This is a genomic window from Streptomyces cahuitamycinicus (assembly GCF_002891435.1).
Taxonomy (GTDB): Bacteria; Actinomycetota; Actinomycetes; order Streptomycetales; family Streptomycetaceae; genus Streptomyces; species Streptomyces cahuitamycinicus.
Genome location: NZ_POUC01000244.1, coordinates 1 through 12,116, shown reverse-complemented (window position 1 = coordinate 12,116; position 12,116 = coordinate 1). Strand labels below are relative to the sequence as shown.

Annotated in this window: 15 protein-coding genes and 1 pseudogene; 9 read left to right on the top strand and 7 right to left on the bottom strand. The window is 73.0% G+C overall.

What is annotated here, in order from left to right; all coding sequences use genetic code 11:
- Positions 1-1,144: pseudogene (locus C1J00_RS45515) on the top strand (hypothetical protein); the annotation flags it as partial.
- Positions 1,145-1,247: 103 nt separating this feature from the next.
- A complete protein-coding gene (locus C1J00_RS44760) occupies positions 1,248-1,592 on the top strand; it encodes a hypothetical protein (protein ID WP_146046266.1) in 345 nt (114 codons plus the stop codon).
- A gap of 9 nt (positions 1,593-1,601) precedes the next feature.
- Here the strand turns inward: C1J00_RS44760 and C1J00_RS27435 are convergent, their stop codons facing one another.
- Together C1J00_RS27435 and C1J00_RS27430 are read right to left on the bottom strand one after the other, a co-directional pair.
- On the bottom strand, positions 1,602-1,868 hold the full coding sequence (locus C1J00_RS27435; RefSeq protein WP_102911695.1) for a hypothetical protein: 267 nt from the start codon (positions 1,866-1,868) through the stop codon (positions 1,602-1,604).
- Positions 1,865-2,164, bottom strand: a complete 300-nt coding sequence (locus C1J00_RS27430) for a hypothetical protein (protein WP_102911694.1) — start codon at positions 2,162-2,164, stop codon at positions 1,865-1,867. Before C1J00_RS27430 ends, C1J00_RS27435 begins: the two co-directional genes overlap by 4 nt.
- 463 nt (positions 2,165-2,627) lie before the next feature.
- On the opposite strand from C1J00_RS27430, the gene C1J00_RS27425 reads away from it, so the two are divergent.
- Together C1J00_RS27425 and C1J00_RS27420 are read left to right on the top strand one after the other, a co-directional pair.
- On the top strand, positions 2,628-3,452 hold the full coding sequence (locus tag C1J00_RS27425; RefSeq protein WP_102911693.1) for a hypothetical protein: 825 nt from the start codon (positions 2,628-2,630) through the stop codon (positions 3,450-3,452).
- 38 nt (positions 3,453-3,490) lie between these two features.
- The gene (locus C1J00_RS27420) at positions 3,491-3,988 is read left to right on the top strand and encodes a DUF6420 family protein (protein ID WP_102911699.1); all 498 of its coding nucleotides are present in this window, start codon (positions 3,491-3,493) and stop codon (positions 3,986-3,988) included.
- A gap of 277 nt (positions 3,989-4,265) precedes the next feature.
- On the opposite strand, the gene C1J00_RS45960 is transcribed toward C1J00_RS27420, so the two are convergent.
- Both C1J00_RS45960 and C1J00_RS45955 read right to left on the bottom strand, forming a co-directional pair.
- A complete protein-coding gene (locus tag C1J00_RS45960) occupies positions 4,266-4,835 on the bottom strand; it encodes a peptide deformylase (RefSeq protein WP_102911692.1) in 570 nt (189 codons plus the stop codon).
- Positions 4,832-5,803 carry a helix-turn-helix domain-containing protein gene (locus C1J00_RS45955; protein ID WP_102911691.1) on the bottom strand — a complete coding sequence of 324 codons (972 nt, stop codon included), beginning with the start codon at positions 5,801-5,803 and terminating at the stop codon, positions 4,832-4,834. The genes C1J00_RS45960 and C1J00_RS45955 overlap by 4 nt, the downstream gene beginning before the upstream one ends.
- 138 nt (positions 5,804-5,941) lie before the next feature.
- Between C1J00_RS45955 and C1J00_RS27405 the strand changes: the two genes are divergently transcribed.
- The 4 genes from C1J00_RS27405 to C1J00_RS27390 are packed head-to-tail and all read left to right on the top strand — an operon-like array spanning position 5,942 to position 9,901.
- A complete protein-coding gene (locus C1J00_RS27405) occupies positions 5,942-7,099 on the top strand; it encodes a glycosyltransferase family protein (protein WP_102911690.1) in 1,158 nt (385 codons plus the stop codon).
- A complete protein-coding gene (locus C1J00_RS27400) occupies positions 7,096-7,803 on the top strand; it encodes a hypothetical protein (protein WP_102911689.1) in 708 nt (235 codons plus the stop codon). The genes C1J00_RS27405 and C1J00_RS27400 overlap by 4 nt, the downstream gene beginning before the upstream one ends.
- Positions 7,800-9,011, top strand: coding sequence for a glycosyltransferase family protein (locus tag C1J00_RS27395; RefSeq protein WP_102911688.1), 1,212 nt, complete (start codon positions 7,800-7,802; stop codon positions 9,009-9,011). The genes C1J00_RS27400 and C1J00_RS27395 overlap by 4 nt, the downstream gene beginning before the upstream one ends.
- On the top strand, positions 9,011-9,901 hold the full coding sequence (locus C1J00_RS27390) for a glycosyltransferase family protein (protein WP_245936531.1): 891 nt from the start codon (positions 9,011-9,013) through the stop codon (positions 9,899-9,901). The genes C1J00_RS27395 and C1J00_RS27390 overlap by 1 nt, the downstream gene beginning before the upstream one ends.
- Here the strand turns inward: C1J00_RS27390 and C1J00_RS27385 are convergent.
- On the bottom strand, positions 9,859-10,377 hold the full coding sequence (locus tag C1J00_RS27385; protein WP_219728377.1) for an ATP-binding protein: 519 nt from the start codon (positions 10,375-10,377) through the stop codon (positions 9,859-9,861). The genes C1J00_RS27390 and C1J00_RS27385 overlap by 43 nt on opposite strands.
- Before the next feature lie 98 nt (positions 10,378-10,475).
- Between C1J00_RS27385 and C1J00_RS27380 the strand changes: the two genes are divergently transcribed.
- The gene (locus C1J00_RS27380; protein ID WP_245936530.1) at positions 10,476-11,381 is read left to right on the top strand and encodes an FkbM family methyltransferase; all 906 of its coding nucleotides are present in this window, start codon (positions 10,476-10,478) and stop codon (positions 11,379-11,381) included.
- A gap of 15 nt (positions 11,382-11,396) precedes the next feature.
- On the opposite strand, the gene C1J00_RS27375 is transcribed toward C1J00_RS27380, so the two are convergent.
- Both C1J00_RS27375 and C1J00_RS45505 read right to left on the bottom strand, forming a co-directional pair.
- Positions 11,397-11,633: a hypothetical protein gene (locus C1J00_RS27375; protein ID WP_102911687.1), complete on the bottom strand. Its 237-nt coding sequence runs from the start codon at positions 11,631-11,633 to the stop codon at positions 11,397-11,399.
- On the bottom strand, positions 11,630-12,116 hold a 487-nt coding region (locus C1J00_RS45505; RefSeq protein ID WP_500691489.1), incomplete at its 5' end, for a site-specific integrase. The genes C1J00_RS27375 and C1J00_RS45505, both read right to left, overlap by 4 nt.

Sequence of the window (12,116 nt, the reverse complement as noted above, 5' to 3'; positions counted from 1 at the left end):
CACCCGCCCCACGTCGCCCGACGGCGTTGACCCCTCGGACGGCGATCCGTCCGGCGAGCCCGAACTGGACACCGTCACCGGCGAGGACGCCCCGGCCTTGCAGCCGGAGGATCTCCCGCTGTGGACGGGCCCGGACGCGGCCGCAGAGGACGCCCCGGCCGGCGAGACCGGCCCGCTCGACGTCATGGCCTCCTTCGAGGGCGTGGCGGAGGCCTGGGGCGAGATCGTCCCGGCTGAGCAGGGCACGGAGGATGCACTGTGGCAGGCTGTCGAATCCGACTTGCGCACCCTTCAGCAGCAGCTCGCCGAAGCGGTCGCCACCGCCACAGCCGAACCGTCCCCCAAGTCCGCCGCCTCCACGGCGCCGGCCGCCACCGCACCCGAGGCGCCGACGACCACGGCGGCCGCCACGGTCCCGGCGTCCGCCCCGGAACCTGCGCCGACGGAAGGCACGCCCGGCGACCTCTCCAGCGAACAGGCGGACACCCCTGCCCCGCAGCAGCAGGCGGAAGCCGTCAATACCGCGCTGCGGCAGGCCGACGCCCACGCCGAGAACCTCAAGAACCTGCCGGAGTGGCAGGAACTCCAGACCGTCCGCGGGGCGTTCGCGAACCTCGGACGCGTCCTGAAGGAGCGGGCCGGAGAGTTCTTCGGTCAGCTGATGGCTGACGATCGCGTTCAGAACTGGTTCCGGAAGGCCTCGCTCAAGGTCTGCGAGAAGATCGCCGAATGGGCGCAGAAGGGCGCCGACAAGCTTCGGCGGCCCGATGAGCACGACAGCGAGGCCACCCGCGACCTGCCGAGCACGGAGGCGCTGCTCCGGCTCGGCGACGCGGCGTTCGCCTACAGCGCTCCGCGCCCGGGCGGAGCAACCCCGCCCGCGGGCCCCGGCCCCGCCGACGGCCAGCCGGACATCCCGGCGATGCGCAAGATGGGAGAGGCACTGAGCCGACCGCTGCCGACCGCAGCGAACGGCGGCAAGAAGGCGCCCCGGCAGGGCGGCGGGGTCGTCTCGGTGTCGGCCGCGCGTGGCCGGTCGACCACGGTGAAGCGCAAGCCGAAGGGGCCCGCCGAGGGGACGGAGCAGGCTGGGCACCTGCGTCGCAGCGGCGGGGAGCAGCAGGAGAACCGCAAGACGAAGTAGCTGCAACAAGGGCGTCGTCCGGTCGGCGACGTCCGCCCGGCGGCAGCCTGACCAGGGGGCCCGCCGGGGGGCGACGGGCACACCCCCGCGTAAAATCGAACGCATGAGCGGTGATGTGGCGGAGCCGATGGAAGCCCGGCCGTGGCGCCCGGAGAACGGGGCCAAGCCGCTCGTACGGACCTGGCCCCACCGGGACCCGCCGGCGCTATGGGTGTGGTCGAAGGGCCGGTGGCGGTGGGCCACCGTGATGGCCCGCCAGGACTGGCCCGACGGCCGGATCGCCTACCAGGTGAGAGTCGACCTCGATGGCTCAACCTGCGTGCGGGCCCGGACGTACTGGTGGCCACACCCGGGACTGCGGGTCGCACACCGCAGCGCCTATCCCTCGTCGACCGGGCCCGTAGAGGGCGGCGACCTGCCCCTGCCTTTGCGGCGGCCGCCGCGATGAGCGTCGCCGCTACGGACCGGCGATCAGCCAGAGGACCAGGACGGCGTCCAGGTCCGGGCTATAGCGGTAGACGACCGATATGCCGCGCCCGCCGGTCTGCTCGGGCAGCAGCTCGACGACGCGGGACTCGCTCTGCGGGTCGGCGTCCGGCAGGCCACGGCCTTGCGTGGGGTCGTCTTCGAGTGAGCGGCGCACGCCCTCGACGGCGGCCCGCTCGGTCGGTGAGAGCTCGGTGAGGATCTTCTCAGCGGGATCGCTGAAGAAGGCGTGCGTCACCGGTCGGCCCCGGCCTCGGCGAGCTTGCGGCGCAGTTCAGCGTCGACATCGCCGGTAGGCCGGGCGAGCGCGGCCATGGCCCCGAGGTCGTACCGCATCAGTATGCGGTGGCGGTAGGCCTGGGTGAGCTCCCGGACCCGGGTCAGGTCGTCCAGGTCGATCGCGTCGAGCTCCTTCTCGAACTCCTGCCGGTCACCGGGGAAGCCCCACGTCGACAGGGCCTCACGCAGCTCGGCGAGCGTGCGCATGGGCGGACTGAACTGGCTGGCGCCGGAGTGCTCGGGCTGCGCCGTCACGGTGACCTCCTCCTGGGTGCTCCCTATGACGCTACTCGGATTGAGCGCGTCGCGGGGAGAGTCCCCCCGACAGCGGCAGCATCGGCCGGACGCGGGCACGCTGCCGGGGGAGGGTTCAGTCTCCCCGACACGGCTACCTCACCCGGGCCCGGGGCGCTCTCTGTCGACGCGGTCGCCGAGGGAACCGCGACGCAACGCCGTGGCGTCACGTCCTCGGAGATGAGGCCGGTGGCTGCCGGGGGCCTTCGCCGGCCCCCGGACCCCCGCTCCCCGCGGTACCGCCCGGCGCGGACAGGAGGTGTGGGGCCGGGGCCGTGCGCGCCGGACGGCACCGCGGCCTGTGCGGCTGGAGCCGGGGCCCGTTGGGGTCTGCGGGGTGGAGACTGCGGCCGGGGGAAATCGGCGGTGATGCGGCGGGCCGCCCGGCAGAATCGGGTGATCGACACGCCCTTTTGGGGGAGCTATGCAGGAACTCCGCTTCGACGACGACATCCGGTTCACGGTGACGGTCAGCAGCGACCAGACATGGCTGCACCGCGCACTGGGAGCCCATGAGCTGAGCGTCCAGCTCGCCGTCGGGGTGTCGCCCTTCGCCGAGGCAGGGAAGATCCTCGCCCTGGAGGCGGACCTGTTCGGCTTCGAGCCGACGGGACAGCGCTCCCGGCTCGCCCGGACCACGGTGAACCTGGCGTACACCCCGAAGATCACCATCCACCGCGTGAACCTGTCGTTCCCACTGTCCTCGTTGCAGGTCCACGCGATCGAGGAGGGCCGCACCGGCGACGTCCGGTTCGAGATCGACCTCAACGCGACCCTGCCGCAGGCGCCCGGCTACCCGGGCAGTGCCCAGGAAACGGCGCACATCACCATCGCCAAGAGCCGATGGGAACAGCAGCTCGCGCAGCTGGGGCCGTCCGCCGCGTTCGAGATGGCCGTGCCCTACCCGCTCGGCGATCCCGAACGGGACGAGGTCGGCCGGACGCTGCGGGAGGCGCAGCGGCTGCTGACCGCGGACGAGGTCCGGGCGTCGATCCTGGAGGTCAGGCGGGCGCTGGAGTGGGTCCGGGCGAACGTCACCTGGGACAACCCCGGATCGAGGAAGCAAGCCAGCCAGTGCAACCAGACCGAGCGGTGGTGGCGGATCCTGGACGCCCTGTACAGCCAGACCTGCGGCGCCCTGCACAACGACGCGGTCACCAAGACCTTCAAGTACGACCGGGCCGAGGCGGAGACGCTCCTGGCGATGACCGCCGCACTGCTGCGGAACGTGCCCGTCACCAGCGCGTGACGGCCCGGCGCCCGACCCGCGACCGAAACGAGGACCGCATGGCAATCGAGCACAACGGCATTGCAGGCCCCTACTTCGAGTACGACGGACTGCCCGCCCAACACGTGGTGGACAAGGATCTGCCGCTGATCCATCCGTACGGCCCGGTGGCGCCGGGCCGCTACGTCACGCCCGGCGGCGGACGGCTCACCATCCGCCCGGCCGAGATGCGCGCCCACGTCCGGATTACGCTCGACCACCTGGGGTGCCCGGCCCAGCTCACGGACGACAAGAACGCCGCCTTCAAGCGGCTCGCCCTGGCCGCAGAGGGCTGCTGCGTGCAGGCCGGGTGCCGACACGGCGCGGCGTACTCGGGCGGGATGCTGCGCATCTTCGAGGTGCGCAACGGGAGCATCGCGCTCGCCGCGTTCGTGCGCGCCGCGCTCGCGGTCGAGTTGGGGGACTTCGGTCCCACAGACCGGCTCTTGCAGGAGACCGAAGCGCAGGCCGGGCCGGTCCGCCGGGACGGCGAGGGGGACCAGGCCAGCGGAGGCTAGACGCCCCATGTCCGCCTGCCGCAGCGGTACCGGCGGGCTCATGCAAGCGGGGAGGTGCGGCGCCACGGGGGGAGCGCCGCACCTGCGACCAGCGTAGCGATCCACCGCCCGGCCCGGGTTCATTTGTGTGACTGGCCCGGTGCCTCGCGCATCCATAACTCACCTCTTAAGAGGTGAGATTCTGAGGTGAGTTGGCCCGTGAGGGTGGAAGAGGAAGGAGAAGGCCCCGGACCTCAGTCCGGGGCCTCGTCGTGGGAGACCGTCAGCCTGCCCCTGGCTAGGAGTCGTAGGCCCACGACCGGCCGGTCTGCCGGTACTGCTCGACCGGGATCGGCTCGACGCCGGGCCGCATCCGGCTCAGGTACAGCATCCCGTTGAGGTGGTCGATCTCGTGGGCGATGAGCCGGGCTAGGCCCCGCTCGTACACCGTGGTGACGGTGGTGCCCTCCAGCGTCGTGGTCTCGACGGTGATGCTCAGCGGGCGGGGGACCATCCCGCGGACGTCGAAGAACGACAGGCATCCCTCGTACTGCTCGTCGGCGTCGTCGGAGGCCTCCGTGATGCGGGGGTTGAGGAGGACGATGGCGCCGGCGCCCTGGTCGGGCGGCTGGACGGCGGCGGCCGCGCGGCCGATGCCGATCTGCGGGGCGGCCAGTCCCATGCCCTTGGCGAAGGGGTGCACCCGGCCGATGCGCTCCATAGCGGCGAACAGCGCGTCCACGGCCTGCTCGGCGGCGTGCTGCTCGGCGGGCAGGTCTAACGGGCGGGCCGTCTCGGTCAGGACCGGGGCGCCGTGCTGGACGACGCCAAGGTCGCGCATCTGCTGACTGGGACGGACCTCGGTCACTTGAACTCCCCTTGCCTCATGTCCTGTTCGGGCCGGGCCCGGAACCTCCATTCCAGACGATAGCGAGCGTGCAGGGCCGGGCGGCCGGTCGACCAGGTGAATACGCGCATGCCGTCCTCCTCCCGGCGGCCGGGGGCGCTGGGCAGGGGAGATGCCTCGGCGGTCATCGACGTCTCGGTACCCCACACCACCGGATCGAGCGCGACGGGGAAGGCGAGCACGACTTCGAGGTGCTCGGTGGGCAGCCGCACGGCCCGCTGGAACCAGCGGCCCCACTTGGTGTCGCTGACCGTGTAGGCGTACTCGATCCACACCGCATCGCCGGGATAGAGCGGGAACCGGCCCTGGTCGTTGTCGAACAGCAGCCACACCTCCTTGAAGGCGTCCCGGTCGTGCTTGGCCTCCCAGCGCATCACCTCCCCGCGGCACGTCGCCGTGAGCGCCAGCTCATCCCAGGTCAGGGGATGCGCCCGGTAGTGGGCGTTGGAGCGCTCGGGGTCGCCGGGGTAGCGGTCGACCGAGATGCGGATGAGGTACCGGGTGATCGGGGCCGTGCCGGTGTTGCGCAGCAGACGGCGCATGGTCAGCCGGTAGTGGGTGCCGTCGTAGTCGAGCCGGGCGGCGTCGTGCTCGACGACGATCGCCGAGCCGGTGGCGTACGGCTGCTCGGTCGGCCGCGCTGCGGGCACGGCGGCCGCCGCGGTGGTCTGGCGGGTGCGGGCCGTCTCGTACTCGTTCCACCTGCGCCAGATCGCCTTGCCCGCGTTCAGCGTCTCGTCCGCGCGATGGGCGAAGTCGGCGGTCGGCTTGTGCCGGCCGGACTCCATGTGACTGACGTAGGAGGGGTGGAACCCCATCAGCTCGGCGAGGGCCTTCTTCGGCATGCCCCGCACCTCGCGCCAGTAGGCAATCTCAGCGGCGAAGTTGGCAGCCGCCTCTTCCACGGTGACCGCGTCGTGCGCGTCCATCAAAGCCCCCGCCCTGCTTGGGTGTTGAGTGCGTGAGTGAACCGTGAGTGAGGACAGTTCACCATTCTGTCGCCATGCGCGTCGCCGGTTTCCTCCTCTCACCGGCCCGACCCTCGGGCCGGTGAGAGGGGATGCGCCATGCCGCGCCTGCTGTACCTGCTCAACGTCTCCAACCCGAACCGGTTGTCGGCCGACTCCGGCTTCACCTTCGCCGACCTGCTGGCCCCGGCCCTGACGGACGCCGGAGCCGAGGTGACCGTGGCGGCCCCGGTCGCCACCGGTGACGCCCGGGTCGGCTTCGAGCCCACCCGGGCGCCGGCCACGAAGTACCGGGCCCGCTTCGACCCCGGCCTGGACGGACTGGCGGACCTGATCCGGCGCACGCGGCCGGAGGTGGTGGTGGCCAACCAGATCGAGGCCGCCCCCGCCATCCGGGCCGCCCTCCTGGAGGCCGGGACGGACGCACTGATCGCCGGATACTGCCACTACCTGCCGTTCTCCTTCGCCGACGACGGCCGTCTCGTGCCGGACCCGTCGCTGGACGACGGCGGGCTCGGGCGCAGCGTGATGCTGGCCTTCTCCGCCGGGCTCGCGGCGTGCGACCGCGTCCTGGTCCACTCGTCCACCGCCGCGTCCTGGACGACGGCGGCCGCCGCCCGGATGAGCGTGGAGCTCACGGAGAAGATGCACGTCGTGCCCGCCCCGCGCGACGAGCGCCTGGTGCGTGACCCCGCCGACGTCGCCGTACCCGACGGGACCGCGCACGCCGTCTACAACCACCGGCTCTACGCCCACTACGGCACGCCCGCGTTCACCGCCCTGGCCCGCCGCCTGGTCGCCGAGGCCCCGGTACAGCTGACCGTCATGGACCTGTTCGGCACCCGCAGCCCCGAACGTGTCCGGCTGGACCCGAGCCCCGAACGGCACCGCGACGAGCTCGCCGCCCTCGACGGCGTCACGATCGCCACCGACCGGGGCGACCGCATCCGCTACCGCAACCTGCTGGCCGGGGCGCACTTCGGGATCGCACCGTTCCGTCCCGGCTGCCCCTGGTCGATGTCCGTCATCGACTGCCAGGGCATGGGCCTGCCGGTCATCGCCCCGCGCACCGGGTGGCTGGCCGAGCACATCGACGACGACCTTCTGTTCACCAGCCCCGACCAGGCCGTGGCTATCGCGACCCGGCTCGCCACCGACGGCGAGTTCTACCGGGTGCACGCCAAGCGCGCCCACGCCGCCACCGCCGACCTCACCCCCGCCGCTGTGGCGGCCCGCTACCTGGAGGCCCTGCGATGAAGGCGCTGTTCGACGCGGTGATGCTCTCCTACGACGAACCGCTCGCCGACAAGCTGCACGCCCGCCTCCAGCGGATCCTCGGGACGCCGGTCAAGCGGCTGCACGGTGTCCACGGGATGCGCCGGGCCTACCGGCTGGCCGCCGAGGTCGTCGACCACGAACAGTTCCTGCTCGCCGACGGCGACTTCGTGCTGGCCACGGAGTTCGCCCTGCCCGCTGTCGAGCCGCTGGCGGACGGGGTGTCGATGCGGGTGTGGCGGGCCCGCAACCCGCTCAACGGCCTGATCTACGGCTACGGCGGGCTCAAGCTGATCCGCCGCTCGGCGCTGCGGGAGCTCGGCGACGCGGTCGACGTGCTGGCCGCGCTGCCCGGCCGGTGTGAGTTCACCGCCGACATCGCCGGGACCACCCGCATCAACCAGTCCCCGTATCACGCCTGGAAGGCGGGCTTTCGGGAGTGCGCGATGCTCGCGCGCGGCAGCGAGTACGGCATGGACGACGCCGAGGCCGCCGAGCGGATCGCCGCATGGACCGCGGGCGGTGAAGGCGAGTTCGCCGAGTTCGCCGTCTCCGGCGCCCGCGAGGGCGTCGACTTCGCCCACGAGGCCGCCCGCGCCCCGGCCCTGTTCGACAAGCTCAACGACCCCGCATGGCTGGCCCAGCGGTTCACGGGCGGACACGGCGAACAGGCCATCGCCGGATGACCGCCGAGGCCCTGGTGCTCGTCGAGCCCGGCGCCCACCGGCCGGGCGGCCACCGCGAACACGCCTTGACCGCGCTCGCGGCCGCGCACGGCGATGCGGTCGTGGTCGCCCCCTACGGCATCGCCCGACAGACCCAGGCCGCCCTCTTCGCGGCGGGCGCCCGGGTCACCGCCCCTACCGGCGCCCTGCCGGGTGCACTCGCGGCGGCCGGCGCGGCCGCCGCGGTACTCGCGGCGGCCGCGCGACGGGCGTTCGCCTGCCGCCGCTGGCCCGTGGCCGCGCGCCGCATCCCGCATCAGGTCACGCTGCTGGCCCGCTGCCTGGCCGAGGCCGCCTGTGTCCGCACCGGCCGCCGCCTCACCGGCGGGGCGGGCACGGTGGTGGTGCTCAGTGCGAGCGAGGCCCTGCACGGAGCCGCCGGGCTGCTGGGCGGGGACCACCTCCGCTTCGTGCACGAGCTGGTCACCACGGAGGACACCGCCCTCCGTGTCCTCGGACGGCTGACCCGCCGGGGCGAGCGCCGGGTCAGAGTGCTCGCCCCCACCGACGCCGTACGCGAGGACCTCGCGGCCCGCTTCCCCCGCCTACCGCTTCAGATACGGCCGTTCGCGGTCGCCGACCCCGCAGACCGGCTCACCGACACCGACCGCAGCCGGGCCCGGGAGGCCTTCGGTATCCCACCCCACGAGGCGGCCGTGTGCCTGGTCGGCGGCTGGTGGCCCTACAAGGACCCCGACGTCATCGACGCCGCGCTCGCCCGTCTCGACCTCCCCATGCACGTGCTGGTCGTCGGCGGCCCGGCCACCCACACCCTGCTCAAGGCGTGGGCGGCCCGGCCGCACGTCCGCCTGCACACCCGCCCCGGCCCCGTCCCCGAGACGGTGGTCCGCCAGGCGTACGCGGCCGCCGACGCGGCCCTGGTCGCCCGCCGCAGCGGGGTGGCCAAGGAATCCGGGCTGGTCGTCGACGCCGTACGCCTGGGCGTCCCCCTGATCGTCTCCGACCACGACCCGCACCTGACCAAGGTCCTCGGCGGGCAGGACTGGGTGCGCCTCTTCCCCGCCGGGGACGGCGCCGCCCTGGCCGAAGTCCTGCGTGACCTGGCCTGGTCCCCGCTGCCGAGGCCCGCCGCGTGCGCGACCGCCGAACTCGGCGTGCCTACGGCCGCCGAACAGACCGCCTTCCTCGCCGAGCCGAAGGAGTGCTGATGTCCGCCCTGCCCTCACTGATCGCCGTGGTCGGGCCCGTCGAACCCGCCCTGCTCACCGCGTGGGTCAATCATTACCGCACGCTCGGGATCGAGCGGTTCCACCTGGCCTTCCACTTCTCCGACCACGTCGATGCTGACCGGCGCCACCAGGTGCAGGCCGCCTGCCGTGAGCTCGGCATCGTCCCGGACGCGGTGAGCGAGGGGCCGTGGCACGAGCACACCAACCCCCGGCTGCGTGACACCCTGCGCGAGCGTGCCGGCGCCGGGTGGCACCTGCTCGCCGACTCCGACGAACTCCAGGCCTACGCCGCCCCGCTCGCCGAGGTGATCGCCGCGGCGGAGGCCTCGGGGACCGGCACCGTGGGCGGGCTGATGCTCGACCGGGTGAGCACGGACGGCTCCCTGACCGGCTGGGACCCGGCTCAGGGCCTGGACGCGTCGTATCCGCTCGGCGCCTTCCTCACCCACCACCTGCTGCGCGGCGACCCCCGCAAGATTGTCCTCGCGCACTCCAGCGTGCCCGTGGCGTCCGGCAACCACCGTGCCGAGGGCCACCGCCCCGCGAACCGGCCGCCCGTCGTGGTCCACCACTTCAAGTGGCGCGGCGGCGTCGACGAGGACGTCGAGCGCCGTGCACGGCACTCGGCGGACGGCACGTGGCAGACCGCCTCACCGGCCCGTCTGGCCGAGGCCCGGCGGCTGCTGGAACACCTTCAGAGGCACGGCGGCCGGATCGCCGTCGACTCCCCGCGGCTGGACTTCCGGCCCGTCTCGCTGCGGACCGTCCCCGACTGGTGGGCGGCGGAGGCGACCCGCCTGGTCGCCACCTGGCGGCCCCCGACGGGTCAGAACGAACCGGGCTCGATGATCTCCTCACCCTCGTCGTGAGGGGGCTCGAACCGGGCGTAGAAGTCGTCCAGCGCCGACTCGGTGACGGTCAACGCGTTCGCGTCCTCGCGCTCGTTGCGTTCGGACAGACGCCTCAGCAGCTCCTCGCGGGGCACCGGGAAGTACAGCAGCCGGGGCGTCCCGCCCGCCTCGACGACGAGCTTCTTCCACTCCTCGCGGTCCGAGCGCAGCCACAGCCCGTGATCCAGCACGGCGTCCCGCCCGGCGGCGATCAGCGTCACCAGCTCCTCGCGCACCTCGGCGACGACCGGGGCCTCCAGCTCGAAGTACCGGCGCTCGGGGTAGTCGACGCCGTAGCGGCCGTGCCGGTCGTGGACCCGTTCGTCCACGGACAGCCGCACCGCGCCGGCGGGCTCCAGCCGCTTCTTCGCGTACGTGGTCTTGCCCGACCCGGTCAGCCCGACCAGCAGATACACCACCGGACCCGGCTTCTGACCGGACACCGCCGCCTTCACCAACGCTCCTCTCGCCGCAGGAACCGCTCTCCGATCCAGCCTGCCACCCTCCGCCGTCCCGCGCGGCCAGATCGCCGCGCCCTCACCCGGAGCCTGCCGTGACTCCTCTGCCCGTACTTCAGGCCCTGCGCGCGTACGTCCGCCACCTGCCCGGCTGCCTCGGCACCGGCCCCCTGGCCGCCCGGCTGAGTGACCACCTCAAGCACCACCCCGTCCACGCGACCGCCCGCACCCGCGACGGCATGGTCTTCCCCGTGGTGACCAGCGACGTCATCCAGCGCTACCTGTGGCTCCACGGCGTGTGGGAACCGCACCTGACGGCCTGGGTACGCTTTCGCCTCGCCCCGGGCGACCTCGTGGTGGACGTGGGCGCGCACACGGGCTACTACACGCTGCTGGCCTCCCGCCTCGTCGGCCCGGCGGGCCGTGTCGTGGCCATCGAGCCGTCCCCGACCTTCCACCAGGCCCTGACCGCGAACCTCGCGGCCAACGGGTGCGGCAACGTCCGCACGATCAACGCCGCCGTCTCCGACCGCCCAGAACGGCTCACCTTCTACCTGGAGCGGGCCACAAACCTCGGCGGCACCACCGCCATCCGCCCGCGCACCGTGGAGGCCTCCTTCGAGGCCGACGCCGCGCCGTTGCCGACCCTGCTCACGGCGGGGGAGCTCGTCACCGCCCGGCTGATCAAGATCGACGTGGAGGGAGGCGAGGCCGCGGCCGTGCGCGGGCTCGCCCCGGTCCTGAGCAGCCTGCGGGACGATGTCGAACTGGTCGTGGAGGTCACCCCCCAGACCCTGGCCAAGCAGGGGCACGCCGTCGACGACGTCCTCGGCCTTCTGCGCGCCCACGGGTTCCACGCCTACCGGATGGCCAACGACTACGCCGCGGGCAGCTACCCGGCCGCCCTGCGGCGGCCCCTCCCGCCGGTGCGGTGGCGCGGGCCCGTCACGGAGATGAGCGATCTGGTCTTCTCCCGCCGGGACGCCGAGACCCTGGCGTAGGGCGCCCGCCGAGCCCTACAGCGGGTCGCCTTCCTCGGTGACGACCTCCCGGTCGACGGCCCACTTGCGGATGATCCGGCGCGTTCCGTCGTCCTCGTCGGCGACGAACTGGACGACAACGGCGGGGTCGTGGGTGTAGAGCCCGACCCACCCCTTGTAGGTGGCGCGGGCGACGGCGGGGTTGTCCTTCCACTCGCCGGTGACGGCCGGGCCGTCCTCCACGAACTGGAGGACGGCCCGGTACAGCGTCATCGCCCGTTCCCGCCGGCCGGGCCGGACTCGTCGGCGAACGGGTTCGGCGAGTGGGCGACGACGTCCGGGTGCAGGCCGGGGGCGATCTCTTCGAGGTCGGGGTGGGTGGCGGCGACCTCGCGCAGCAGCCGGGTGAACGTGACGTGGTCGAGCCCGCGGCCGGTGCGGGACACCAGCAGTGGGCCCTCGGTCTCGGTGGAGTGCGGGGCCTTGTGGGTGCGCACCGGCAGGTACTCGTCCAGCGCCCACACCAGGGGCCGGGGGATGGGGGCGAGCGGGCCGACGGCGCTGGAGCTGTTGTTCTTCACCGGCAGTTGCCAGGCAGGACCGGCGGCGTTATCGCGCTGGATGTACTGCATGACGGTCGCGATGGACTGGCCCGGACGCAGGCCTGCGAGGGTCATGTAGGCGGCGAGGCGGGCGCGCTCGGGGTGGGGCCCGCGGTAGCGGTCGGCGGCGGTGCGCAGCGCGTCAGTCTGGAAG